19 protein-coding genes and 1 other RNA gene are annotated in these 26,089 nt (G+C 73.4%); 12 read left to right on the plus strand and 8 right to left on the minus strand.

What is annotated here, in order from left to right:
• The first annotated feature begins 45 nt into the window (after positions 1-45).
• Positions 46-939 (plus strand): amidohydrolase family protein, encoded by an 894-nt coding sequence (locus tag DCS98_RS04175; RefSeq protein WP_116450010.1) that lies wholly within the window; start codon positions 46-48, stop codon positions 937-939.
• Here DCS98_RS04175 and DCS98_RS04180 read toward each other — a convergent pair.
• The gene (locus DCS98_RS04180; RefSeq protein ID WP_116450011.1) at positions 926-2,683 is read right to left on the minus strand and encodes a putative Ig domain-containing protein; all 1,758 of its coding nucleotides are present in this window, start codon (positions 2,681-2,683) and stop codon (positions 926-928) included. The two genes, DCS98_RS04175 and DCS98_RS04180, sit on opposite strands and share 14 nt — an antisense overlap.
• A gap of 164 nt (positions 2,684-2,847) precedes the next feature.
• Positions 2,848-5,829: a helix-turn-helix transcriptional regulator gene (locus DCS98_RS04185; protein ID WP_164704359.1), complete on the minus strand. Its 2,982-nt coding sequence runs from the start codon at positions 5,827-5,829 to the stop codon at positions 2,848-2,850.
• A 162-nt stretch (positions 5,830-5,991) separates the two neighbouring features.
• Between DCS98_RS04185 and DCS98_RS04195 the strand changes: the two genes are divergently transcribed.
• From DCS98_RS04195 to DCS98_RS04220, 6 genes are all read left to right on the plus strand, one after another.
• Complete coding sequence (locus tag DCS98_RS04195; RefSeq protein ID WP_206340078.1) at positions 5,992-6,372, plus strand: VOC family protein; 381 nt, start codon at positions 5,992-5,994, stop codon at positions 6,370-6,372.
• Positions 6,373-6,387: 15 nt separating this feature from the next.
• Complete coding sequence (locus DCS98_RS04200; RefSeq protein ID WP_116450014.1) at positions 6,388-6,759, plus strand: VOC family protein; 372 nt, start codon at positions 6,388-6,390, stop codon at positions 6,757-6,759.
• Between the two features lie 43 nt (positions 6,760-6,802).
• Complete coding sequence (locus DCS98_RS04205; RefSeq protein WP_241037135.1) at positions 6,803-7,810, plus strand: GNAT family N-acetyltransferase; 1,008 nt, start codon at positions 6,803-6,805, stop codon at positions 7,808-7,810.
• Between the two features lie 10 nt (positions 7,811-7,820).
• Positions 7,821-8,684 (plus strand): SCO6745 family protein, encoded by an 864-nt coding sequence (locus DCS98_RS04210; protein ID WP_116450183.1) that lies wholly within the window; start codon positions 7,821-7,823, stop codon positions 8,682-8,684.
• A gap of 50 nt (positions 8,685-8,734) precedes the next feature.
• Positions 8,735-10,354, plus strand: coding sequence for an SLC13 family permease (locus tag DCS98_RS04215; protein ID WP_116450015.1), 1,620 nt, complete (start codon positions 8,735-8,737; stop codon positions 10,352-10,354).
• A 179-nt stretch (positions 10,355-10,533) separates the two neighbouring features.
• Entirely contained in the window at positions 10,534-11,703 is a 1,170-nt protein-coding gene (locus DCS98_RS04220; RefSeq protein WP_241037137.1) for a magnesium and cobalt transport protein CorA, read from the plus strand.
• A gap of 49 nt (positions 11,704-11,752) precedes the next feature.
• On the opposite strand, the gene DCS98_RS04225 is transcribed toward DCS98_RS04220, so the two are convergent.
• Together DCS98_RS04225 and DCS98_RS04230 are read right to left on the minus strand one after the other, a co-directional pair.
• On the minus strand, positions 11,753-13,243 hold the full coding sequence (locus DCS98_RS04225) for an MFS transporter (protein ID WP_116450016.1): 1,491 nt from the start codon (positions 13,241-13,243) through the stop codon (positions 11,753-11,755).
• A gap of 134 nt (positions 13,244-13,377) precedes the next feature.
• Positions 13,378-14,010 (minus strand): TetR family transcriptional regulator, encoded by a 633-nt coding sequence (locus DCS98_RS04230; RefSeq protein WP_241037139.1) that lies wholly within the window; start codon positions 14,008-14,010, stop codon positions 13,378-13,380.
• 111 nt (positions 14,011-14,121) lie between these two features.
• Between DCS98_RS04230 and DCS98_RS04235 the strand changes: the two genes are divergently transcribed.
• Together DCS98_RS04235 and ssrA are read left to right on the plus strand one after the other, a co-directional pair.
• On the plus strand, positions 14,122-14,535 hold the full coding sequence (locus DCS98_RS04235) for a protein-tyrosine phosphatase family protein (protein WP_116450017.1): 414 nt from the start codon (positions 14,122-14,124) through the stop codon (positions 14,533-14,535).
• A gap of 65 nt (positions 14,536-14,600) precedes the next feature.
• Positions 14,601-14,976, plus strand: a transfer-messenger RNA (tmRNA) gene (gene ssrA, locus DCS98_RS04240).
• Positions 14,977-15,173: 197 nt separating this feature from the next.
• Here ssrA and DCS98_RS04245 read toward each other — a convergent pair.
• Together DCS98_RS04245 and DCS98_RS04250 are read right to left on the minus strand one after the other, a co-directional pair.
• A complete protein-coding gene (locus tag DCS98_RS04245; protein WP_164704360.1) occupies positions 15,174-16,265 on the minus strand; it encodes an FUSC family protein in 1,092 nt (363 codons plus the stop codon).
• A 54-nt stretch (positions 16,266-16,319) separates the two neighbouring features.
• Positions 16,320-18,068, minus strand: coding sequence for a BCCT family transporter (locus DCS98_RS04250; protein ID WP_116450186.1), 1,749 nt, complete (start codon positions 18,066-18,068; stop codon positions 16,320-16,322).
• Positions 18,069-18,425: 357 nt separating this feature from the next.
• Between DCS98_RS04250 and argG the strand changes: the two genes are divergently transcribed.
• The 3 genes from argG to DCS98_RS04265 all read left to right on the plus strand — a co-directional run bounded on the left by argG (position 18,426) and on the right by DCS98_RS04265 (position 23,092).
• Positions 18,426-19,874, plus strand: coding sequence for an argininosuccinate synthase (gene argG / locus DCS98_RS04255; RefSeq protein ID WP_116450019.1), 1,449 nt, complete (start codon positions 18,426-18,428; stop codon positions 19,872-19,874).
• A gap of 149 nt (positions 19,875-20,023) precedes the next feature.
• Entirely contained in the window at positions 20,024-21,424 is a 1,401-nt protein-coding gene (locus DCS98_RS04260) for an FAD-binding oxidoreductase (protein ID WP_116450020.1), read from the plus strand.
• Positions 21,425-21,571: 147 nt separating this feature from the next.
• The gene (locus tag DCS98_RS04265; RefSeq protein ID WP_116450021.1) at positions 21,572-23,092 is read left to right on the plus strand and encodes an adenylate/guanylate cyclase domain-containing protein; all 1,521 of its coding nucleotides are present in this window, start codon (positions 21,572-21,574) and stop codon (positions 23,090-23,092) included.
• Positions 23,093-23,099: 7 nt separating this feature from the next.
• Here the strand turns inward: DCS98_RS04265 and DCS98_RS04270 are convergent, their stop codons facing one another.
• Positions 23,100-24,164, minus strand: a complete 1,065-nt coding sequence (locus tag DCS98_RS04270; RefSeq protein ID WP_116450022.1) for a potassium channel family protein — start codon at positions 24,162-24,164, stop codon at positions 23,100-23,102.
• 97 nt (positions 24,165-24,261) lie between these two features.
• On the minus strand, positions 24,262-25,998 hold the full coding sequence (locus DCS98_RS04275; RefSeq protein ID WP_116450023.1) for a class I adenylate-forming enzyme family protein: 1,737 nt from the start codon (positions 25,996-25,998) through the stop codon (positions 24,262-24,264).
• Between the last annotated feature and the right edge of the window lie 91 nt (positions 25,999-26,089).

The following is a 26,089-nucleotide window of genomic DNA, read 5'->3' on the forward strand; positions in this document are numbered from 1 at the left end:
ATCGCAGCGGGGCGGCCGGCGCGCCGTCGTCCTAGGGTCGGGACCGTGGTGCAGCCCCCCGACGACGACGCCGACGTCCCCCGGTACTGGCGGGAGCTGGGCCTGCCCGGGCTGGTGGACGTGCACGTCCACTTCCTGCCCGATCGCGTGCAGGCCAAGGTGTGGGAGTACTTCGAGGCGGCCGGGACGCACTACGGCGCCGAGTGGCCGGTGGCCTACGCGCTGCCCGTGGAGGAGCGGCTGGCGATCCTCGACGGCCTGGGCGTGCGGGCCTTCCCGACGTTGCCGTACCCGCACAAGCCGGGCATGGCCGCCTGGCTGAACGAGTGGTCGGCCGGGTTCGCCGCCGGGCACCCACAGGTCCTGCAGTCGGCGACCTTCTACCCGGAGCCGGGGGCGACCGCGTACGTGGAGGCCGCCCTCGCGGCCGGTGCGCGGGTGTTCAAGGTGCACGTGCAGGTCGGCTCGTTCGACCCGCGCGACCCGCTGCTGGACGGGGTGTGGCAGCGGCTGGAGGAGACCGGCACGCCGGTCGTGATCCACTGCGGGTCCGGTCCGCTGGTCGGGGAGCACACCGGGCCGGAGCCGATGAGCGGGCTGCTCGAGCGGTTCCCCCGGCTGCAGCTGGTGATCGCCCACCTCGGCATGCCGGAGTACCGCGAGTTCCTCGACCTCGCCGAGCGCTACGAGCGGGTGCACCTGGACACCACGATGTTCGCCACCGACTTCACCGAGCGCCTGATGCCGTTCGACCCGGCCGACCGGCCGCGGCTGGCAGCGCTGCGCGACAAGGTCCTGCTGGGCAGCGACTTCCCGTCGATCCCGTACGCCTACGCCCACCAGCTCCAGGCGCTGCACCGCCTGGAGCTGGGGGAGGGGTGGCTGCGCGCCGTCCTCTGGGAGAACGGGGCCCGCCTGTTCGGGCTCAGTCGTCGTTGACGATCGTGCCGACCGCGGTGCCGTCGCCGATCAGGGCGCCGGACGGCCGGGCGAGCCGGACCGAGTAGGTCTCGGTGGCCTCCCGGCGGCGGTCGCCCAGCACCGGGACGGCGACGGTCCTGGTGGTCTGGCCGGGGGCGAAGGTGACCGTGCCGCCCACGGGCACGTAGTCGCTGAGCGCCGTGGCGGTGCCGTTGGCCGTGACCCACCGCACCGTCACGCGGCCGGTCGCCGGGGCGGACAGGGTGATCCGGAAGGTCTCCAGGCGGGCGAGCCGGTCGCCCTCGGTCACCGACGCGTCCCCGATGGAGAGCTCGGGCGACGCCGTGGGTTCCGGCAGCGCGGCCACGCTCAGCCGGACCGGCAGGGCCGCCTGCTCCAGCCCGTTGCCGGCGACGACGGTGAACGAGAACTCCCCGCCGCGGGTGGGCGTGCCCGACAGGACGCCGGCCGGGCTCAGGGTGAGGCCGTCGGGCAGCTGCCCGGTGGAGTGCACCGTGGGCGCAGGAGAGCCGGCCGCCGTGAACGCGAAGGAGTAGGCGCGACCGACCGTCGCCTGCCCGGGGGTGCCGGTGAGCGTCACGGGGGCGGTGACCACGATCGTGGAGGTCGTCGCGACGTCGGCGACGACGCCGCCGGCGGTGGCCGTGACGGTGAAGGTGTAGCTGCCCGGCGTCCGGGCGAAGCCGGTCAGCCGGCCGTCGGGGGACAGCGCCAGCCCGTCGGGCAGCGAGCCCGCGGTCACCGACGTGGTCGGGTGCGGAGCGCCCGCCACGGTGTAGGAGAAGTCGTACTCGGTGCCCACCGCGACCGGCGAGAGCGGTGTGCCGGTGAGGGTGATCGGCACCCCGTCCACCGGGATCGTGAACTGGAGTCCTGCGTCGACGCCCGATCCGTTGGAGGCGCGCACCGCCACCTCGGATCCTTCGCCGATCGTGGTCGGCGTGCCGGAGATGACGCCGTCGGGGGACAGGGTCAGGCCGTCGGGCAGGGCGCCCGATTCGAGGTGGAAGGTCGGGGCCGGGTCGCTACCGGTGGTGTCGAACGCGAAGCGGTACGGCTGGCCGAGCGTCGCCGGGGGCGGGGTGCCGGTGACCCGCAGCGACCCGGCCGGCGGGAGGACCTCGAGGTAGTAGAACTGGCTCTCCAGCGATCCGTCGGGGTACCGGACGTGGAACACGACCGAGTACGTCCCCGCGGGACCGGTGGGCGTGCCGGAGACGAGCCCGTCGGCGCTCAGCTGGAGCCCGTCCGGCAGGCCGGAGGTGGAGAAGCTCGGGGACTGCCGCGCCACGAGGATCTGGAAGCTGTAGGGCACGCCGACGGTGGCGGCCGGTGGCTGCCCGGTGACGACCGGCGCCGCGATGTCGAGGCAGACCTCGACGAGCCGCCCCGTGTACCCGCTCTCCCCGATCACCCGGTAGGTGCGGCAGCTCTGGGTGGGTTCGGTCGGCGTGCCGTGCAGGAGCCCGTCCGGCTCGAGCGTCAACCCGTCGAACGATGCGCCGAAGCCCACGTCCAGGGACAACCCCGTATCGGGGACGAGGGGGAACGGCACCTGGACGCTCAGCGGCTGACCCACGGTGCCGCTCACGGACACGGTGGAGGCGATCTCGTCGCCCGCCCGCGCGCCGGTGGCGGAGGTGAGCACGGCTGCCGCGACGAGCGCGGTCACGGAGACGATCAGCGCGAGGGCGCGACGGGTGCGGTGGCGGGCTGGGGCGGGGTGCGACGCGACGTCCATGGGGCTCTCCGAATCTGGTCGTGCGGCCCGGTTCGGCCGACGGGACCAGGTTCGTGCTGAGGAGACCCACTCCGGATCCGGCAGCAGGCGTATCTCCGGCCGCCGTTCGACCGCGGGCCCGGGCCGCGGCTGAGGCGACGTCCTACGCGGCGGAGGCGGGTACCTCAGCCAGCCGTGGGCGCGTCCTCCGGCGAGAGCAGGCCCAGCCGGTGCGCGACGGCCGCGGCCTCGATGCGCCCGGCGACGCCGAGCTTCGCGAGGATCCGGGACACGTGCACGCTGGCGGTCTTGGGGCTGATGAACAGGGCCGCCGCGATCTGCCCGTTCGAGCGACCTGCGGCGATCAGCTCGAGGATCTCCCGCTCCCGCGGGGTCAGCCCGAACCGGGCCAAGGGATCGTCGGGTTCCGGGGACGGCGGACCGGAGTCGGTTGCCGGGGCCAGCTCCACCCGCGCCCGCCGGGCGAGCGCCGTCCCCTCGTCGACGAGCGGGTGCGCGCCGATGCGCCGGGCCAGCTCCACGGACTCCCGCAACGCCTCCGCACCGAGGTCGCGGTCCGCTGCGGACACCGCCTCCGCCGCCACGCGCAGCAGCGCGTAGGACAGCAGCAGCGGCTCGCCCCGTTCGCGGCAGCTCGCGACCGCCGCCGACCACACGGCCAGCGCGGGTCCGCCGTCCAGACGGGCCAGCTCCGCCCGCACCAGCTCCCGGTAGACCGCCACGGACGACGTCCCGGTCGGCAGCCCCTCGGCGATCGCCGACAGCGCCGCGGCACCGGCACGGACCTCGTCGGGCACGGGAACGCGCAGGTCCCGGGCCCGGGTGGCGGCGTCAGCCTCCGTGCGCATGCCGAGCCAGACCAGCGGCCAGGCGTACCGGCCGAGCAACGTGCTGCCACCGGTGAGGGCGTCCGCGACGACCGCGCGGGCGGTGGCGAGGTCACCGCGCGCCCGGGCCGACTCGGCCCCGACGTAAGCCAGCGGCTGCAGGAACTGGTCGTCGGTCACGTCTCCGAGCAGCGTGCGGACCTGCTCGGCGAACGCGGCGGCCTCGGGGTACCGCCCCGCGCCGACGGCGATCTCGGCGCGCACCTCCAGCAGCGTCGCGGCGAAGATCCCTTCCGGAGCCCCCGCCAGCGCCTCGGCGGCCGCGCGGTCCGCCTCGTCCCACCGCCCCAGGTGGAACAGCGACTCGACGCGGTTGCCCGTGAGGTAGGCACCGTAGGTGCGGCTCATCCCGACCCGCCCGGCGAGCGCGATGCCCTGCTCGGCGGCGGCCACCGCCGCCGCGGGGTGGCCGGCCAGCTCCAGCACGTCGGACTGGTTGATGTAGCCGCGGAGCGCGGTCTCGGCGATGCCCAGCTGCTCCGCCCGTTCCAGCCCCGCCCGCAGGGCCTCCAGCGCGGGGCCGACGTCGCCGACGTAGGCCTGCGCGGTGCCGAGGGTGATCAGCGCGTTGGCCTCCAGCGCCCCCGCGTCGGCCTGCCGGGCGGCGTCCACAGCGGCCTGCGCCGCCTCCCGCGCGGCCCCCAGGTCCCGCACGTGCGTGAGGCTCGTGGCGCGGCCGGTGAGCAGGGCCGCGCGGATGTGGCTGGGCCCCTCCGCGGGCAGCGCCCGCAGCGCCGCGTCGACGACGGCGAGCGCGTCGGCGTCCCGGCCGAGGGAGCGCAGCATGAAGGCCCGCCGGTCCAGCAGCTCGGGCAGCCGCTCCCGCTGGTCACCGTCCCCCAGCAGCTCCACGGCGCGGTCGACGAGGGCCAGCGCGCGCGTCGGCGAGCCCGCCTGGAGCGCGGCCTCGCAGGCCAGCCGGAGGACGCCGATCTGGTCGGTCCCCGCCCGCTGCTCGGCGTCCTCCACCCGGGGCCAGACCTCCAGCGCCCGTTCGAAGTGGCGTTGCGCCTCCGCGGGGGCGTAGGCCGCGGCGGCCTGGCGTCCCGCGTCGACCGAGGCGCTCAGCGCCCGGGGCAGGTCCAGCGCGGCGTACCAGTGCAGGGCCAGCTGCGCGGCCGGCGAGGCGTCCCCGGCCAGGTCCGGCTCGGTCGAGAGCCGCTCGGCGTAGCGGGAGTGCAACCGCAGCTTCTCCCCGGGCAGCAGGTCGTCGTAGACCGCCTGCCGCAGCAGCGCGTGCCGGTAGGCGTAGCCGGTCCCGGAGTCGTCGACGACCAGGAACTGCCGGTCCACGACCTCGCGCAGGGCGGCGATCAGCACGGGCTCGTCGAGCCCGGCCACGGCGGCCAGCAGGCGGTCGGAGACGGAGCGCCCGGCGGCCGACGCCGCGCGCAGCAGCTGCTGCGCGGGGTCGGACAGGGCGTCGACCCGGGAGAGCAGCACGTCGCGCAGCGACTCGGGTACCTCGCTGAGGGGCTCGCCCACGCGCACGGCGGCAGTGATCTCCTCCACCAGGAAGGGGTTGCCCTCCGACCGGTCGGTGACCAGGGCCAGCAGCCCCGGGTCCGGCGCGCTGCCGAGGATGGCGCGCAGCAGTGCGGCGACCTCGGGTCCGGTGAAGCCGCGCAACTGGAGGGTGCGCACCGACGGATCCCGCTCCCAGGCGCGCAGGAACGGGCGCAGCGGGTGCCGCCGGTGCAGCTCGTCGGACCGGAAGGTCATGAGCAGGCACACCCGAGCGGTGCGCAGCGTGCGCACCAGGAAGGCGAGCAGTTCCGTCGTCGACTGGTCGGCCCAGTGGACGTCCTCGACGACGAGCAGCAGCGGGGCCCGGCCCGCCACCCGCTCGAGGACGCCGAGCACCAGTTCGAGCAGCTGGCCCGTGCTCGCACCCGCGGTGTGCGAGGACTGCCAGCTGCCGGGGTCGAGGTCGGGCAGCAGCCGGGACAGCTCGGCGCGCGCGGGGCCCAGCAGCGGTTCCAGGTCGACCGGGCGCGTGGTCCTGGCCAGCGTGCGGAGGGCCTCGACGAGCGGGACCAGGGGCATGCCGTCGGCGCCGAGCTCCACGCACTGCCCGCGCAGCACGCGGAACCCCTCCCGCTCGGCGGTGGCAGTGGCCTCGGCGACCAGCCGGCTCTTGCCCATGCCCGCCTCGCCACCGACCAGGACGCACCGCGACGTCCCGCCGGCGACGTCCCCGAGCGTCTCGGTGAGCGCGGCCAGCTCCTCGTCGCGACCGACGAACACCGGGCTCGTCACCCCGCCGACGACCATCGCCCACCCGCCTCGGTCCCGAGCCCCCGAACGGACTCGGCCGCAGTGTCCAGCGCGTCGGAGCCGGGCCGCAACGCCCTGGTCCGCGCCGCGTGACCCCGGTCGGTGGGGTGGCAGGACCGGGTGCCCCTGCCCAGGATCGGTCTCGTGACCCCCCGCATCCGGCTGACCGCGCCCGTCCTCGGCACGCCGGACCCACAGGAGCTGGCCCGCTTCTACCAGCGGCTGCTGGACTGGCCGCTCCGGGACGACGGGCCGGAGTGGGCCACCCTCCGGCCGGAGGACGGCAGCACCGGGCTGTCGTTCCAGCGCGAGCCCGGCCACGTGCCGCCGGTGTGGCCGCCGGAGCCCGGGACCCAGCAGATGCAGCAGCACCTCGACCTCGAGGTCGACGACCTCGATGCCGCGTCGGCCCTGGCCGAGGCCGCCGGCGCCCGGCTGCTGAACACCTACACCGAGCCGCACGAGCAGGTGCGCACCTACGCCGACCCGGCCGGCCACCCGTTCTGCCTGTTCGTCCGCACCTGACCGAGGAGCCCGTCGATGGCCCGCTTCACCCTCACCGGCACCGTGCTCGACAGCCCCGACCCGAAGGGCCTGGCGCTCTTCTACCAGCAGCTGCTGGGCTGGCCGTTCGGCACCGAGGAGCCCGAGTGGGTGACCCTGCGGCCCGCGGACGGGAGCGCCGGGCTCGCGTTCCAGCTGGAGGAGGAGCACGTGCCGCCGGTCTGGCCGGCCGGGGACGGCGACCCCCGCATGCAGCTGCACCTCGACATCGAGGTCGACGACCTGGAGTCCGCCGTCGACGCTGCCGTGGCCGCCGGTGCCACGGTGGCCGGGTTCCAGCCGCAGGACGACGTCCGGGTGTGCCTGGATCCCGCCGGCCACCCGTTCTGCCTCTGGGTGGACGCCTGAAATCGGTGGCCCGTCCCGACCGGGCCACCTAACCTCCGACGACGTGGCCGACCTCCCCGCTCTCCCCGACGGCCTGACCGTCCGCCCCCTCACCGCCGACGACGTGGTGCAGGCCGCGGCGATGCTGGAGGAGGCGGAGAAGTCCGACGACACCGGCGAGCACTGGAGTCCGGACGACCTCACCGAGTGGTGGGTGAACGACCTCTTCGACCTCGAGCGCGACAGCCTGGCCGTGACCTCGCCCGACGGCGAGCTCGTGGCCTGGGCCACGGTGCTCGCGCTGCCGGACTTCCGCGACGCCTTCCGCATCACCCTCGAGGCGCGGGTGCACCCCGCCTGGCGCGAGCGCGGCATCGGCCGGGCGCTGCTGGCCTGGCAGCTCCAGCGCGGACGCGAGGTGCACGCCGAGCGGCACCCGGAGGCCCCCGCCGTGCTGGCGGTCGAGGTCTACACGTCGATGCCCGCCCTGGAGGGCCTGGCACGGCGCGCAGGGCTCACCGAGGAGCGCTGGTACTTCGTCATGGAGCGACCGCTGACCGACCTGCCCGCCGTCCCGGCGGTGCCGGGGGTCGAGCTCGTCCCGTTCGGCTGGGACCGCGACGAGGAGGTCCGCCGGGCGCACAACGCCGCGTTCACCGAGCACCACGGGTCCGCGGAGCGGGACCGGGCCACCTGGCAGACGTTGTTCACCGGCCAGCGCGGGTTCCGCCCCGAGCTGTCCTCGCTCGCCGTGGCCGACGGCGCCGTCGTCGCCTACTCGCTGGCCTACGTGTTCGAGGCCGACACCGCGGCCAACGGCTACGAGACGGTCGACCTCGGCCAGATCGGCGTCCTGCCGTCGGCCCGGGGCCGCGGTCTGGCCAAGGCCACGATCGCGTCGGTGCTCCACGCCGCGGCCGGCCGCGGTTTCCGCGCGGCCGCCCTCTCCGTCGACAGCGAGAACGTGACCGGCGCGCTGGCGCTCTACGAGGGCCTGGGCTTCGCGAGGCGCCGGACGCAGATCCAGTGGGCGCTGGAACTCCCTCCGCTGGGGGCCGACGGCGCTGCGTAGGGTGCGGCCCATGGTCAGCGCCGATCACTTCGACCCCGCCCTCGTGGGCCGCGCCCACCGCGCGGTCGACCCCCTGCACTCGCAGCTGTACTTCGCGCCCGAGCACGACGAGCACTTCAGCGCGATCGGCCTGCGGCCGGGGCGGATGTCGTACTTCGCCGGCCGGGCCGCGCCCATGGGTGCGGTCGGCGCGGGCGTGGTGACGGCGACCTTCTTCAACTTCTCGCCGTCCCTGGTCGCGCACATGATCCCGCGCGCCTGGACCCTCGCCTCTCCCGAGCAGGTGCTCGCCGCCCGGCTGGACGCCGCCCGCGCGTCGCTCACCCGGATGCTCGGCGACGCGGCCGGCTCCGACGAGGTCGTCGAGCTCGGCGGGCTGCTGCGCGAGGCGTGCGCCGGCCTCACCACCGAGGGGCGTCCGCTCTTCGCCGGGCACGCGGACCTGCCGTGGCCCGAGGAGCCGCTGCTGGCGGTGTGGCACGGCGCGACCCTGCTGCGGGAGCACCGCGGCGACGGGCACGTCGCCGTCCTGCTGCACGCCGGGCTCACCGGCCTCGAGGCGCTGATCACCCACTCGGCCACCGGCCGAGGCTTCACCGAGCCGGCCGCCAAGGCCACCCGTGGCTGGAAGGACGAGGAGTGGGCGGCCGCCTGCTCGGCCCTGGCCGGACGCGGGCTCCTCGACGACGCAGGGCTGACCGCCGACGGCGAGCAGCTGCGCGCGCACATCGAGGTGCAGACCGACGCCCTGGCCGCCGACCCGTGGTTGTCGCTCGGTGCGGAGCGGACGGCACGGGTGGTCGAGCTGGGCAAGGGGCTGTCGCGGCGGCTGGTCGAGGCGGGCGCCTTCGGGCAGGGGATCTTCGGTCGCTGACCGGTCCGCTGCTGCATAGGGTCTGGCCAGGTCCCAGCACGGGAGGCGCCATGACCGCGACGGAGCGGCAGCAGGGCCAGGTACAGCGCACCGACGTCGAGGCCGCTTTCCGCGGCAGCGCGACCTACCGGAGCCTGGGGGAGCAGACCCTCAGCCCCGCCGAGGAGCGCTTCGAGAAGGGCCGTCGCACCGTCGGGCTGTTCCTCGCCCCGGTGGTGACGATCGTGTTCGCGCTGCTGCCGATCGACCTGCCGCGCGACCAGCACCTGCTCGCGGCGATCCTGCTCGGCGTCATCGTCCTGTGGATCACCGAGCCGGTGCCGATCCCCGTCGGCGGCCTGATCGGCATCGGGGCGATCGTGGTCCTCGGTGTGGTGCCGGCCGACGACGCGCTCGCGCCGTTCGGGTCGACGACGGTCTTCACCTTCATCGGTGCGTTCATCCTCGCCATGGCCATGCTGAAGCACGGCCTCGCGCGGCGGTTCGCGATGTTCGTGCTGTCGCTGACGTGGGTCGGCGCCTCGACGTACCGGGTGGTCATCGCGTTCGGCGCCATCACGGCGCTGCTGTCGGCCTTCGTGTCCAACACGGCCACCGTCGCGATGCTGCTGCCGACGGCGCTGGGCATCATCGCCGTGATCGCCAAGCTCCTGCAGGACAAGGAACTGGTGAAGCCCGACTTCGACCCGCTGCGCCTGCGGGTCGGCGTGGCCGTGATGCTGATGCTCGCCTACGGCGCCAGTGTCGGCGGGCTGCTCACCCCCGTCGGCACACCGCCCAACCTGATCGGCCGCGGGCTGATCGAGGAGGCGACGGGGGAGCGGATCGGCTTCCTCGACTGGATGCTGATGGCCGCGCCCATCTGCGCGCTGATGTTCGTCGCGCTGGCCGCCGTCCTGCTGCTGCTCAACAAGCCGGAGATCCGGCGCATCGAGGGCGTCAGCGAGTACGTGCAGGCCGAGCGGGCCGAGCTCGGGAAGTTCTCCCAGGCCGAGAAGAACACCCTGATCGCCTTCACGGTGACCGTCGCGTGCTGGATCTTCCCCGGTGTCATCGCGCTCACCGCCGGCACCGAGTCCGACCTGTACGCGACGATCAGCGACCGGATGGACGAGGGCGTCATCGCCGTCCTCGGCGCCTCGTTGCTGTTCCTGCTGCCCACCGACTGGAAGGCGCGGGAGTTCACGCTCAACTGGAGCGACGCCGCCAAGATCGACTGGGGCACGATCCTGCTCTTCGGGACCGGCATCATCTTCGGCTCGCTGCTGGCCAGCACGGGCCTGGCCGAGACGATCGGCGAGGCGTCGGCGGACTCCCTCGGCCTGACCAGCACCTTCGCCATCACGATCTTCGCGGTGATCCTGGCGATCATCATCAGCGAGACGACGAGCAACACCGCGTCGGCGGCCGTCGTCGTGCCGATCATCATCCCGGTGGCGATGGCGGCCGGCATCAACCCGTTCGTGCCGGCGCTGGCGGCGACGTTCGCCGCGTCGTTCGGCTTCATGCTGCCGGTCTCCACGCCGCAGAACGCCATCGCCTACGGCTCGGGCGTCGTGCCCATCACCAAGATGATCAGGTCCGGCTTCTCGTTCGACGTCCTCGGCGCCCTGCTCATCGTGGTGCTGCTGCCCGTCATGGTCGACCTGGTGCTCGGTTCGGTCGGCTGACCGCCGTCGGCCGTTCACCCGCTGGGGCGACGCGCGCTGGACACGCCGTGACACCATGGACGACGGCCTCCGGACGGACGGAGGCGCCGACAGGGAGGGGTGAGCGCATGCGCAGCGAACCTCCCAGTACCGCTCTCGAGGTCCTCCCCGCCTGATCGGCGGCGCGCGAGGACCTCCCGGTGTCCCTCGTCGCCCTGCAGTCCTCCCGGGAGTCCGTCATGACCGAGCGCCGGCTCGCGCCCCTGAGCGCCCTGACCACGCTGACCCGCCGACCCGTGCGGGTCGACCAGCGCGCCCCCGCGCCGCTGGAGGCCGCGCCGGAGCGGCGGTCGCGGATCGTGGACAACGCCGTCTACTCCGAGGGACGGCGCGTGGCGACGCCGGCGAGCGCGGCCGAGAGCCGGGAGGAGCTCGCGGCGGGGGAGGACCGCCTGGTGTGGCTGGGGCTCTACCGGCCCGAGCCCCAGGAGCTCGGTGAGCTGGCGGAGCTGTACGACCTCCCCGAGCTGGCGGTCGAGGATGCGATCAAGGCCCACCAGCGCCCGAAGTTCGAGCGCTACGGCGGCACGCTGTTCGTCGTCCTCAAGGCCGCCCGGTACGTGGACGCCGCCGAGGAGGTCGAGTTCGGCGAGCTGCACCTGTTCCTCGGCGCGGACTTCGCGATCACCGTGCGGCACAGCGAGTCGCCGGACCTCTCGCGGGTACGGCGCCGGCTGGAGAGCGAGCCGGCGCTGCTGGCCAAGGGCAGCGAGGCGGTGCTGTACGCGACCCTGGACGCCGTCGTCGACGGGTACCGCCCGGTGGTCGACGGGCTGGCCACCGACATCGACGAGATCGAGACCGAGGTCTTCCGCGGTGACCCCGGGGTCTCCCGGCGCATCTACGAGCTCTCGCAGGAGGTGCTCGAGTTCCAGCGGGCCGCCGCCCCGCTGACCGGGATCCTCGCCGCCATCACCGCCGGTTTCGACAAGTACGGCGTGGACGAGGAGCTGCGCGGCTACCTGCGCGACGTGGCCGACCACGTCACCCAGGTGATCGAGCGGGTGGAGGCCTTCCGGCTGCAGCTGCGCGACATCCTCACCGTCAACGCCACCCTGGTGGCGCAGCGGCAGAACGAGGAGATCCGCGAGCTGACCGAGGCGTCGATCGCGCAGGGCGAGGAGGTCAAGAAGATCTCCGCGTGGGCGGCCATCCTGTTCGCCCCGACGCTGGTCGGGACCGTCTACGGCATGAACTTCGACGCCATGCCCGAGCTGCACTGGTCGTGGGGCTATCCGCTCGCGCTGCTGCTGATGGCCGGCGTGAGCCTGACGCTCTACGTGGTCTTCAAGCGCCGCGACTGGATCTGAGCGGCAGGGAGGGGCGGCCCCCCGCAGGGTGCCGCCCCTCCACCGTCCGTCAGACCGCCATGGCGGCCTCGGCGGGCAGGTCGTCCTTGCGCGCCGAGATCAGCACGGCCCCGATGAGCAGGGCGAGGGCGAGGAAACCGGCGCCCCACACGAAGGCCACGTGGTATCCGTGCACGAGGGCCGCGCCCGGTCCCGCGGCCGGCTCGTCGGCCAGCCGGCCGGTGACCGCGGAGGCGAAGAAGGTGTTCAGCAGCGCCAGCCCCAGCGACCCGCCGACCTGCTGGGCGGTGTTGAGCGTCGCCGAGGCGATGCCCGCGTCGTGGGCCTCGACGCCGACCAGGGCGGTGCTCGAGGCCGGCACGAACACCATCGCCATGCCGAAGCTGAGGGCGAGCTCGGCCGGCAGCACGTCGGCGAGGTAGGCGCTCGACTCGCCGATCCTGGTCAGCCACAGCATCCCGAAGACGGCGAGGACCAGGCCACCGACGATCAGCGGACGGGGCCCGACCCGGGGCAGCAGCTGGGAGACCAGCACGGCGCCCAGGATGATCCCCCCGCTGAACGGCAGGAACGCGAAGCCCGACTCCAGCGGGGTGTACCCGAGGGTGTCCTGGAAGTAGAAGGTCAGGAACAGGAACATCGCGAACAGCCCCGCACCCACCAGCAGGAACGTCAGGTAGGACCCGCCGCGGTTGCGGTCGAGGACGACGCGCAGCGGCAGGAGCGGGGAGCCGGCCCGGCGCTCCGACAGGACGAACCCGACCAGCAGGACGGCGGCCGCGGCGAGCAGCGTCAGCGTGACCGGGTCGCTCCACCCGACGCCGGCCTCGGCGGCCTTGCTGAAGCCGTAGACGAGGCTGACGAGGCCGGCGGTCGAGAGCAGCACACCGGGGATGTCGTACCGCCGGTCGCCCGCGGCCCGGCTCTCGGTGATCAGTGCGACGGCGAACCCGGCCGCCACGACCGCGATGGGGACGTTGACGCCGAGCGTCCACCGCCACGAGGCGTACTCGGTGAGGACGCCGCCGAGGATGAGCCCGATGGCTGCGCCACCGCCGGAGATGGCACCGAAGACCCCGAAGGCGCGGGCGCGCTCCTTCGGGTCGGTGAACGTCACGGCCAGCAGGGACAACGCCGCCGGCGCGAGCAGGGCCGCGAACCCACCCTGCAGGGCGCGGGCGGCGAACAGCAGCTCCTGGTTCGGCGCGAGGCCGCCGAGGGCGGAGGCGCCCGCGAAGCCCAGCAGCCCGACCAGGAAGGTGCGCTTGCGGCCCATGAAGTCGGCGATGCGCCCGCCCAGGAGCAGGAGGCCGCCGAAGGCGAGCGTGTAGGCGGTGACCACCCACTGGATGTCGGCGGTGCTGATGCCGAGGTCCGCTCCGGCCTCGGGGATGGCGATGTTCACGATGGACACGTCGAGCACGACCATCAGCTGGGCGACGGCGATGACCGCCAGCGCCAGCCAGCGTCTCGGGTCGGGCCCGGACGGAGGTGCCTCGGGTTCGGCGTCGGGTGGGGTGGCCAGGCTGTTCGAGGGCATGGCGGAGCCGTCCTTCCTGCGCAGCGCGCAGCGGATGAGGGGATCGGGCGTGCGGGACCACGCGGCCGGCGGCGGTGCGCGGTCGCGGGAGCGGTGCGGAGGGTCGGCGGGTCAGTGCCGACGAGGAGGAACTGTCAGGTCACCGGATGGGCGAGTCCTGCGCCGGCCCAGCGCAGGCAGTCGCGCACGAGCTGCTGGAAGTGCTCGAAGGGGTCATCGGGGTCCCAGGCCTCGATGGCCGTGGTGAAGGCGGCGAAGGCGGTGTTGAGCACCAGCGCCGTCCGCAGGGGGTCGCCGTCCTGGGCGCGGCGGCTCACCCACTCCTCGAGATCGGGTCCGTAGCCGTCACAGGTGTCCCGCGACGAGTCGCAGAGCTCCGGTGACTGCTCGAACAGCCGCTTCTGCAGCGGCAGCCGCTCGGCGAGCAGCTGCGTGAGGGCGAGGGCGACGTCGGTCAACGCCTCCCACAGCGGCTGGCCGTCCCGGGGGTCGGCCAGGATGTCGCGCCACCGCTGCCGCTCCTCCGGGTCGAGGTCGAAGATCACGGCCTCTTTGCTGGCGAAGTAGCTGAAGAAGGTGGTGCGCGAGACGCCGGCTCCTGCGGCGATGTCCTCGACGCTCACGGCGTCGAAACCGCGCTCGCTGATCAGTCGCAGCGCGGTGGAGCGGATGGTGCGCCAGGCCTCGAGCTTCTTCCGCTCCCGGAGCCCCATGACCGCGCCCACGGGACAGCTGGAGAGGCCTGCTGCCGCCGCGGACTTGATCACGGGATGAAGGTAGACCCAAACCTGTACCCAGTACAAGTTCTTACTGCGACAAGTTTTCCTGTTCCTCCGGAGGGCTGAACGCCCCGGGCGGCGGTGGTCCAGGATCGGTCCGTGACCGAGCGCTGGGAGGGATCCCCCGGCGTCGTCCGGCTGCCCGGTGGCGCCTTCGTCCGCGGACGCCGGCTCGGCGGTGCACCGACGCCCGCGGACTTCGCGCTCGTGCTGGGGGAGGGGCCGGCTCCGGTGTGGTCGTTCCGCAGGATCGTCTGGCCGGACTTCCGGCTGCCCGGCGACACGGGCGACGCGCTCGACGCGTTGCACGAGGTCAGGACACGTGCGCAGGCGGGGGAGCGGGTCGAGGTCTCCTGCCGCGGAGGTGTCGGCCGCACCGGGACGGCGCTGGCCGCGCTCGCGGTGCTCGACGGGATGTCCGCGTCCGACGCCGTCCACTGGGTGCGTGCGACATACCACCGCCGGGCGGTCGAGACCCCCTGGCAGCGGCGCTGGCTGCGGCACGTGCACTGAGGACACCCCCGTCCGGGGGAACACCCGGGGCCCGCCTGCCGTTAGGCTGTCTGCACAACTACACAGGGGGTGAATGGTCTCGACTTCGGTCGGGTGACCAGGGGAAGCGAGCCGAGGAAGCCAACGATGAGCTCGTTAACCATCCGTTGGAAAACACACAAGCGCCGATTCCAATCAGCGCGACTTCGCTCTCGCTGCCTGATAGCAGCTAGACGAGTCTGTCAGCCCGGGTTCGTCATCGGCCCGGATCCTGGCATCAGCTAGATGACTCACCGCACGTGCCGGTCGCGGGCGCGCGTGGGACACCCAACAGCGACTGGGCCCGTCACGTCGACTTGTCCGCATGATCGACGGGGTCGAGCAGAGGCAACGCGGACTGCGCTCGGAGAAGCCCTGGTGATGCGTCGAAGGACGCGGGTTCGATTCCCGCCACCTCCACTCCTGTGTTCCGGCGAGAGGCCGGGACCGCCCGCCACGCGTGGGCGGTCCCGGCCTCTCGTCGTTCCAGGAACGCCGCGGCGCCCGCCGTGTCCGGCCACCGCCGCAGCAGCAACCCCTCGCTCCGGAGCCGGCCGACCCGTGACGTCGGCCAGTCGCGACGCCGCGACCATGATCACAGCGCACCGTAGCGAGGCGGATCAGGCGGGATCCAGGTCCAGCACTCCCGAGCGCAGGGTGTCCAGCGAGCGATGCATCCCGACCGTCACCGCTCCCAGGGCGAAGAAGCCCTCGTCGTCGGCGACGTCGGAGGTGCGCAGCAGCGTCGTCAGCCGCGAGAGCGCCTCCTCGGCTTCGCCGAGGGCCGACTCCCGCCGGTCGCTGCCGTCCTCGGCCACCGCCGGGTACGGGGTGCAGACGACGCGGGAGAGGCTGTCGAGCGCGTCCGCCAGCACCCACCCGGTCCCGCCGTCGATGCGGTCGATGCCACGGCGGTGCGGCTGGAACTCGACCACCAGCGTGGTGAGGTCGTCGACCAGGACGGCGACCCGGTCCAGTGCACGGGACTGCTCGCGGATGCTCGCCGCGGTCTCACCCCAGCGCCGGGCACGGGGATTGGCCCGGCGGGCGCGCTCGACCACGGCTTCGGCCGCCCGCATCCTGTCCAGCGCGATCTCCAGGTCGCGGCCGCGCCGGGCCCACTCCCCGGCGGTGGGCAGCTCGCCCCGCCGCAGCCCGGACGCGATGTCGTGGAGGTGCCCGGCGAGGGCGGCCCGCGCGGTGTCGATCCGGCGCTGCGCGGAGGTCAGCTGCAGCGGGGGGAACAGCAGGGTGGTGACCAGGACGCCGATCGCCGCGCCCAGCAGGGTGAGACCCGCGTAGGCCACTGCGTACCGGGCGGGGTCCTCGGCCCCGACGGTGAGCATCAGGACCGCCGCGAAGCTCACCCAGCTGGCGTGCTCCTTGAGGACCGGCCACTGCTCGACGCCGACGGCCAGGGCGACGATCAGCGCGATGGTGAGGGCGCCGGGGAGCCACAGGGTCAGCTGGTGGACCGCCACGGCCAGGCCGAACCCCAGGAGGATGGCCACGACGGTCCGCCAGGCCGCCGCCGCGGAGTCGGCGACCGTGGGGTGCACGGCGATCACCGCGCCGAGCGGGGCGTAGTACGCGTACCCCGCGAGCGGGGCCGGCAGGGCGATCGCGACCTGCCACGCCAGAGCCGCCGCCACCGCGGCCCGCACGCCGCGCTGCACCCACGGCTCCTGCAGCAGTTCCCTCGTCGCCCTCACCCCTCCGAGCATGCGGCGGACCCGCGCGACGACGTCACGCGGGTCCGCCCACGGTCACTGCTGCGGGGAGCGCGGCCGGGATCCGTCGTCGTCCGGGGCGGCCTCCACCACGAGCACGAAGTCGTCGCCGTGCTTGGTGATGCCCTCGACGACGGCCTGCTCGACCGCCTCGACGGCGACCGTGCGGCGCAGCACCATCGGGTCCGAGCGGACGTCCTTGGCCAGGGAGACGGCCAGCCCGACCATCACGAGGGCGAACGGCAGAGCGGCGATGATCGTCAGGTTCTGCAGCCCGCTGAGGGCCTCGTCACCACCCACCAGCAGCATCACGGCCGCGACGGCGCCCATGACGACACCCCAGAAGATCACCGTGCGGCGGCTCGGCGACAGCGTCCCGCGCTCGGACAGCGAGCCCATGACGATGGACGCCGCGTCCGCGCCGGAGACGAAGAAGATCGCCACGAGCACCATGACCAGCACCGTCATGACGGTCGCCAGCGGGTACTGGTCGAGCACCCCGAACAGCTGGCCCTCGGACGTCGCCTGCCCGGCGACGTCCGCGCCGTCGCGCTGGGCGGCGATGCCGGCCCCGCCGAAGATCGCGAACCACATGAGGGTGACCACGCTGGGCACCAGCAGCACGCCGGTCACGAACTGGCGGATGGTGCGGCCCCGGCTGATGCGGGCGATGAAGACGCCGACGAACGGCGTCCAGGAGATCCACCAGGCCCAGTAGAAGACCGTCCACCCGCGCAGCCACTCGGCCATCGGGTCGCCGCCGCTGGCCTCGGTCCGGGCGGCCATCGACGCGAGGTCGGAGAAGTAGCCACCGATCGCGCCCGGCACCAGGTTGAGGATCAGCACGGTCGGGCCGAGGACGAAGACGAACAGGGCGAGCACGACGGCGAGCACCATGTTGATGGTGGACAGCCACTGGATGCCCTTGGCGATGCCGGACACCGCCGACGCGACGAACGCGGCGGTGAGCACCGCGATGATGCCGACCAGGACGCCGTTGCCGACGTCCCCTGCCCAGCCCAGGATCTCGATCCCGCTGCCGATCTGCAGCGCGCCCAGCCCGAGGGAGGCGGCGGAGCCGAAGAGCGTGGCGAAGATGGCCAGGACGTCGATGACCTTCCCGGCCGGTCCCTCCGTCCGGCGCCGGCCGAACAGGGGCTCGAACGCCGAGCTGATCAGCTGCTTGCGTCCCCGGCGGAAGGTGCCGTAGGCGATCGCCAGGCCGACCACCGCGTAGATGGCCCAGGGGTGCAGCGTCCAGTGGAACAGGGTGGTGGCCATCGCCGTCTGCATGGCCTCGGGCGTCTCCGCCGCGACGCTGCGCGGCGGCGGCGACACGTAGTGGGTGAGCGGCTCGGCGACGCCGTAGAACATCAGGCCGATGCCCATCCCGGCGCTGAACATCATCGCGATCCACGAGACCGTGCGGAACTCGGGTTCCTCGTCGTCGCGGCCCAGCGGGATGCGCCCGTACCGGCTGGCCGCCAGCCACAGCACGTAGACGACGAACGCCGAGGCCAGGGTCACGAACAGCCAGCCGAGGTTCTCCTCGATCCAGGTGAGCGCGCTGCCGCTGGCCGAGCCGAGGCCACCGGGGGTCACGAAGCCCCAGGCGAGGAACGCCAGGGCGAGCACGGCCGACACGGCGAAGACGCCGCGGTCGAGCAGCGCCTTCTGGTCGGCGGCCGGTTCCGGTGGGGCCGCGATGGCCGGGTGCTGGCCGGAGGTGGTGGAGCCCGACGTGCCCGCCGGGTCCGGGGCGCTCGAGGGCGCCGTGGGTGTCATCGTCACAAGCGGGTACCGGCGTCCCCGAGGAGACGCCCCTCCGTTCCGTGTGCAGGAGGACGCGTCGTCCTCGGATCAGGTCAGGCCGTGAGCGCGCGCAGCGGGCACTCCAACGACCCGTCCAGGATCACCAGCCGCTGCGGCCGGTGCAAACCGCGCCGGCCCCGACCGCGGGATCGTCACGGCATCGTCACGTGCCACGGGGAACCGTGGGCCCGTCGGCGGCGTGTCGGCGCTGGTCAGGGCGCAGCGCCGACGGGGTCCGCATGTGTCGGGCGTCTCGGTGTGACGCTCGTTGCCGGAGGAGCCGCGCACCCGGCGACGCATGGTCATGCATGAACATGCATAATCGTTCTCGTGTCCAAGGTTCTCACGTCCCTGCCCGTCGGCGAACGCGTCGGCATCGCCTTCTCCGGCGGTCTCGACACCTCCGTAGCGGTCGCCTGGATGCGCGACAAGGGCGCAGTGCCCTGCACGTACACCGCGGACATCGGCCAGTACGACGAGCCCGACATCGGCTCGGTACCGGGCCGGGCCAGCGCCTACGGCGCCGAGATCGCCCGGCTCGTCGACTGCCGTGCCGCGCTCGTCGAGGAGGGGCTGGCCGCGCTGACCTGCGGCGCCTTCCACATCCGGTCCGGCGGCCGCAGCTACTTCAACACCACCCCGCTGGGGCGCGCGGTGACCGGCACGCTGCTGGTCCGCGCCATGCTCGAGGACGACGTCCAGATCTGGGGCGACGGCTCGACGTTCAAGGGCAACGACATCGAGCGCTTCTACCGGTACGGCCTCCTGGCCAACCCCTCGCTGCGCATCTACAAGCCGTGGCTGGACGCCGACTTCGTCGAGGAGCTGGGCGGGCGCAAGGAGATGTCCGAGTGGCTGCTCGCGCACGGCCTGCCCTACCGCGACAGCACGGAGAAGGCGTACTCGACCGACGCGAACATCTGGGGCGCCACCCACGAGGCCAAGACCCTCGAGCACCTCGACACCGGCATCGAGACCGTCGACCCGATCATGGGCGTCCGGTTCTGGGACCCCGAGGTGGCCATCGCCCCCGAGGACGTGACGATCGGCTTCGCCCAGGGGCGGCCGGTGACGATCAACGGCAAGGAGTTCGCCTCCGCCGTCGACCTGGTGCTCGAGGCGAACGCGATCGGCGGCCGGCACGGGCTCGGCATGTCCGACCAGATCGAGAACCGCATCATCGAGGCCAAGAGCCGGGGCATCTACGAGGCCCCGGGCATGGCGCTGCTGCACGCGGCCTACGAGCGGCTGGTCAACGCCATCCACAACGAGGACACCCTGGCGACCTACCACGCCGAGGGCCGGCGCCTGGGCCGGCTGATGTACGAGGGCCGGTGGCTCGACCCCCAGGCGCTCATGCTCCGGGAGTCGCTGCAGCGCTGGGTCGGCATGGCCGTCACCGGCGAGGTCACGCTCCGGCTGCGGCGCGGTGAGGACTACTCGATCCTCGACACCTCCGGGCCGGCGTTCAGCTACCACCCGGACAAGCTCTCCATGGAGCGGACGGAGGACTCGGCCTTCGGCCCGGTCGACCGCATCGGCCAGCTGACCATGCGCAACCTCGACATCGCCGACTCGCGGGCCAAGCTCGAGCAGTACGCCGGGCTCGGCATGGTCGGCGGGGCCACCCCGGCCGCGATCGGCGCCGCCCAGGCGGCGGCGACCGGGCTCATCGGCGCGATGGCCGAGGGCGGCGCCGACGTCATCGCCTCCCGAGGTGCGGTCTCCGACGAGGACGAGCTGCTCGACCGCGCGGCGATGGAGTTCGGCACCGACTGAACGACGGCACGCCCGAGGGTTGCAGTGACGCTCCGGTGACGGGGGACCTAGGACCGTGTCCGGTCGACGGACGTCGTCCTAGGTTCGGCGCCGCCATCTGCGCGCGTGCTCGACCCGCGGGTGCGGGCGCTCCGATGTGAGGAGCAGACATGACACAGGCACTGGGAGCGCTGGCCGACCGAGTTGCCGGCCCCGTGATCCGTCCCGGCGACGAGCGGTACGAGGAGGCCCGTCGGGTCTACAACGGGATGATCGACGCACGGCCGGCCGCGATCGTCCGCTGCGCCACCGTCGACGACGTCGTCGCGGTGGTACGTCTCGCGGCCGACAAGGGGATGGAGCTCGCCGTCCGTGGCGGGGGGCACAGCGTGCCGGGCTTCGGCACCGCTGACGGTGCGGTCGTGGCCGATCTGTCCGGGCTGCAGTCCGTCGAGGTGGACGACGGACTGCGCACCGCGGCTGCCGGGGGCGGCACCACGTGGGGCAGGTTCAACGACGTCACCGCGGCACACGGCCTCGCCACCACCGGCGGGATCATCGCCAGCACGGGCATCGGCGGCCTCACCCTCGGGGGCGGCGTCGGCTACCTGAGCAGGGCCCACGGCCTCTCCTGCGACAACCTCCTGTCGGCGCGCGTGGTCACCGCCGACGGCGAGCAGCTCGTCGCGAGCGCCGACGACGACGCCGACCTGTTCTGGGCGCTGCGCGGAGGCGGGGGCAACTTCGGCGTCGTCACGGAGTTCACGTACCGCGTGCACCCGATCGCCGACGTGCTCGTCGGGCTGATGTTCTTCGAGCTCTCCGACGGCGCGGCGGTCTTCCGGTTCTTCGACGACATGCTCGACGAGGCGCCGCGGGAGTACGGCGGCTACCCGGCGATGCACCTGGCCCCGCCGCTGCCGTTCGTCCCCGAAGCCCGCGTCGGGCAGCCGTTCGCCGTCGTCGTCTCGAGCTGGACCGGCGACCTCGACGAGGGACAGCGGTTCCTCGACCGGTTCCGCCAGGTCGCCCCACCGGCGGCGGAGATGGTCGCGCCCATGCCCTACCCGGCGCTGAACGCCCTCTTCGACCCGCTCCTGCCGCCCGGCCTGCAGCACTACTGGAAGAACGCCTTCGTCACGGAGCTCTCCGGTGAGGCGATCGCGGCGCACATGGAGCAGGGCGCCAGAATGCCGGCCGTCACCTGCGCCATGCACATGTACCCGATGACCGGCGCGGTGCAGGACGTGCCCTCCGACGCGACGGCGTTCGGCCACCGCGACGCCCGGTACGTGGCCAACATCGCCGGCATGTGGCCCGAGCCGGCCGACAACGAGCGCAACATCGCCTGGGTCCGCGACTACTACGCCGCGATCGCGCCGCTCTCCGAGGCCGGCGGCTACACCAACTTCGCCTCGGCCGACGACGAGCAGAAGGCGCCGGAGAACTACGGTTCCAACTACCGCCGGCTGACCGAGCTCAAGCGGCGCTACGACCCCGGCAACCTGTTCCACCTGAACCAGAACATCCGGCCGGTGCCCGTGCCGGAGCCGCGCGGCAGCACCGCCTGAGCGGGGTCGGCGCCGCGGGGCGGACACGACCGGGCGACGTCCGCCGCGTCGCGCGGCGCGCGGTGCGGCGAGCCGCGATCATGACCGGGTGATCACGATCGGGTGCGGGGCCGTGTCCCGGCGACCGCACCCGTCGTTGCGCCCGGCATGACCACCGGCCGCGAGGACGCCCCCGTGCGCCGCGAGGGCGACTGGGCGAACTGGGCGCCCAGCGGCAGGGCCGCCGTGCCGGCCATCGTGCTGCTGGTGATCGTGGCCAACCTGGTCGGGGTGGCCACGGTGCTCCTGCTGCTGATCGGCGTCGAGGACCGCGACGCCGACAGCGGCCGCGCGACGGTGTTGTGGGCGGTCGCCGCCTACCTGGTGGTCGCCTTCCCCGTCGGCACCGTCGCCGGCTTCCGGCGGCAGCGGGTCACCAACGGCTGGCTGATGGCGCGGCGGGAGCCGACCACCGAGGAGGCCGGCCACGCCCTGCGGCTGCCGGTCGACACCGCCCTGATCGCCGGCTCGATCTGGCTCCTCGGGGCGGTGCTCGTGGCCGGGGTGTCCGCGGCCGCCTTCCCCGAGCCGCTCGTCGGGCTGCGGACGGGCGTCGCCACGCTGCTCGGCGGGATGGCGACGGCCGGCGTCACCTACCTGCTCGTCGCGCGCGCCGCCCGCACCGTCACGGCCATCGCGCTGGCCGCCCACCCGCCGGCCGGCGCCCTCACCCTGGGCGTCCGCCCGCGCCTGCTGCTGATGTGGGGCCTCACCAGCGGCGTCCCCATGCTCGGCGTCGTCCTGCTGTTCCTCGACCCCAGCAACCCGGACGGCCCCGGCACGGGTGCGGTGGTCTTCCTCGTCGTCGTCGCGCTGCTCGTGGGGGCGCTCGCGACGCTGCTGACCGCCCGTGCCGTCGGCCAGCCGCTGCGCGACCTGCGCCGGGCGGTGCAGGAGATCGGGGGCGGCGACTACGAGGTGCGCGTCGTCGTGGACGACGCGGGGGAGATCGGGCTGCTCCAGGAGGGCGTCAACTCGATGGCCGCCGGGCTGGCCGAGCGCGAGCGGCTGCGCGACCTGTTCGGCAGGCACGTGGGGACGACCGTCGCCCAGGAGGCGCTGCGCACCGGCGTGAGCCTGGGTGGTGAGGAGCGCACGGTGGCCGCGCTGTTCGTCGACATCGCCGGCTCCACCTCGCTGGTGCGGCGCACCGGCCCGGAGGAGATGGTCGGCCTGCTGAACCGGTTCTTCGGCGTCGTGGTCGACACCGTCGAGGGCGAGGGCGGGCTGGTCAACAAGTTCGAGGGCGATGCCGCGCTGTGCGTCTTCGGCGCCCCGACGGACCACCCCGATGCGGCGGGGGCGGCCCTGCGCGCGGCCCGCCGCATCTGCGACGCCGTCGCGGAGGCGGGTGAGGTCGACGTCGGCGTGGGCGTCGCGTGCGGGCGGGTGTGGGCCGGGCAGGTCGGCGCGGCCAGCCGGCTCGAGTACACGGTCATCGGCGACCCGGTGAACGAGGCGGCGCGGCTGACGGAGCTGGCGAAGGACCACGCCGGCCGGGTGATCGCGAGCGAGAGCACGGTGCAGGCGGCGGAGCCCGGCGAGCGGGAGCACTGGGTGCGCGACGGCGAGGTGGAGCTGCGCGGGCGGGACGTCGAGACCCGCACGTGGGTCCGCCGGGCGGGCTGACCCGGGCTCAGGACGGCTGGGTCGGTGGCCGCATCGGTCGATTGGGGTCGTGGGCCTTGACCACGACGAGGACGTCCTCCGGCTGGAGGGTGCCGATCAGCGGGTCGTCGAAACGCAGCGTCCGGCCGCCCCGGGTGACCGACAGGACGATGTCCCGCAGCGAGCGCGGGCCGAGACCGACCTCGCCCGAGTTGACCGTCCGCTGGTGCAGGTCCAGACCCTGGCCACCGGTGACGAGGTCCTCGACGACGGCGACCACCCGGGGGGCGTCGGTCGAGAGCCCGAGCAGCCGCCCGGAGGTGGCGGAGGTGGTGATGACGGTGTCGGCACCGGACTGGCGGAGGAGGTTGGCGTTCTCCTCCTCCCGGACGCTGGTGGTGATCGGCACGCTGGGGTTGATCTGCCGCACGGTCAGCGTGATGAGCACCGACGCGTCGTCCCGGTTGGCCGCGACGATCACCGCACGGGCGCGTTCGACCGAGGCCCGGCGCAGCACCTCGGTGCGGCTGGCGTCGCCGACGATGCCGGTCAGCCCGAGGGAGTTCGCCTCCTCGATCGCCCGGGGCTCGGGGTCGACGACGACGATCCGGTCCGGCGTCGTGCCGTTGGCGATGAGCGAGCGGATCGCGCTGCGGCCCTTGGTGCCGTAGCCGCACACGATGACGTGCTGGCGCACGCGGTTCCTCCAGCGTCGGATGCGGAACTCCTCCCGCGAGCGCGCGGTGAGGGCTTCGAGCGTCGTCCCGATCAGGACGATCAGGAACATGATCCGCAGAGGCGTGATCAGCAGGATGTTGATGAGCCGGGCCTCGGGGGTCACCGGCGTGATGTCGCCGTAACCGGTCGTGGAGAGGGTGACCGTCGCGTAGTACGTGGCGTCGAGCAGGGAGATCTCGCCGCCCTTGCTGTCCTCGTAGCCGTCCCGGTCCACGTACACGATCAGGACGACGACGACGAGGACGAACGCGGCGATCAGGACGCGGCGCAGCACCTGCCGCACCGGTGAGATCTCCTCGTGGGCGATCTGCACACCGGTGTGCTCGGTCTCCGTCCCGACCGGCTCGAACTTCACCCGCCGGACAGTAGTGAGCCCCGCTCCGCGGTGCGCGGCGCCGCACCCGTTCGGGTCAGATGATCCCGACGGGGCGGCGCCGCTCCGGCGCGGCCGGTCAGCCGCCCACCTTCTCCCGTTCCTTGGCGGCCAGCTCGCGCTTGAGCACCTTGCCCGCGGCCGACACCGGGATGGCGTCGATGAACACGACGTCCCGCAGCCGCTTGTACGGGGTGACCTTGTCGTTGACCGCAGCCATCACCGACTCCGCGGTCAGCGCGGCGCCGTCGTCGTCGCCCTTGCGGACGACGTAGGCCACCGGGAGCTCGCCGACCTGCTCGTCGGGACGGCCGACGACGGCGGCGCCGGCCACGCCCGGGACCCCGAAGAGGATCTCCTCCAGCTCGCGCGGGAACACGTTGTAGCCGTTGTAGAGCAGCATGTCCTTGGTGCGGTCGACGATCGACAGGTAGCCGTCCGCGTCGAGGATCCCGACGTCGCCGGTGTGGAACCAGCCGTCGGGATCGATCGACTCGGCGGTGGCGTCGGGGCGGTGGGCGTAGCCGCGCATCACCTGCGGGCCGCGGATGCAGACCTCGCCGCGCTCGCCCACCGGCAGCGGGTCGCCCCCGCCCAGCGGCCGGATGCTGATCTCGGTGTCGAACACCGGGACGCCCACGGTGCCGGCCTTGCGGACGCCGGACCGGAACGAGGGGTTCCCGGTCGCCTGCATCGTCACCTCGGTCAGGCCGTAGCCCTCGCCGATGACCGCGTTGGGCAGCAGCGCCTGCAGCTTCTCGATCAGCGTGACCGGCAGGGGAGCGGCGCCGCTGGACACCCCGCGCACGCGCGACCAGTCGTGGTCGGCGAAGCCGGGCACCTGGAGCAGGGCGACGAAGACCGGAGGTGCCCCGCCGATCGCGGTGACGTCGTAGCGCTCCATGTCCTCGACGTACTTCACCGGGTCGAAGCGCATGTGGATCACGGTCGTGGTGCCGCCCATGACCATGCCGTTGAGGTAGCCGATGGCGCCCATGGCGTGGAACCAGGGGGTGAGGTTGATGATGCGGGCGGTGCCGAGCCGCGTGGGGTACTCGTCCTCGCCGAGGACCTGGCGGACGGTCACGTCGCCGGCCTCGTCCAGCTCGGGCAGCGAGCCCGACGTCCAGCACGCGGACTGCAGCACGTTGGTGACGACGTTGCGGTGCGGCAGCTCCACGCCCTTGCTCACACCGGTCGTGCCGCCGGTGTAGGCCAGGTGCGCGAGGTCGCCGGCCAGGTCGAGGTCGGCGTCGAGGTGCCGGTCGGCCGGGTCCCCGGCCAGCAGGTCGGCCAGGTCGACGTCGCCGTCCTCGAGCGGGAGGCGGGCCGCGAAGTCGGTGATGTGCGCCTCGCCGGTGACGACGACGGTCTGCACCGGCGTCTGGGCGAGGGCGCCGCGGACGAAGGGCAGCACCTGGTCCCAGGTGACCAGCAGCTTCGCGCCGGCGTCGGTGAGCTGGGCGGCCAGGTCGGCCGCCGGCAGCAGCGGGTTGGTGGGCGAGAAGGTGGCCCCGGCCAGCATGATCCCGTAGTAGAGGGGCGGGTACTGGCGGCAGTTCGGGATGTGCACGGCGACGACGTCGCCCCGGCCGATGCCGTGGTCGGCCAGCCAGCCGGCGACCGCGTGGGCCCGGGCGCCCAGCTCCGTGAACGTCAGCTCGACGTCGTGGTCGACGAACGCCGGGCGGTCGCCCCACCGGCGGACGGCCGCGCGCAGGATCGAGCCGACCGGCACCGCCGGGTAGTCCAGCGAGCGCGGGAGTCCCGGGGGCCAGCTGGCGGCGGTGGTCTCCCCGGACTGCGTGGCGGTCATGCGCTTCCTCTCGTCGTGATCGTCGGCACACAGCGTGGCTCAGCTCACACGCCCTGTCGAGGTCCCGTCCGCGGTCTGTGAGGATGGCGCC

Origin of the sequence: Blastococcus litoris, from assembly GCF_003075095.1 — a bacterium.
GTDB classification, from domain to species: Bacteria; Actinomycetota; Actinomycetes; order Mycobacteriales; family Geodermatophilaceae; genus Blastococcus_B; species Blastococcus_B litoris.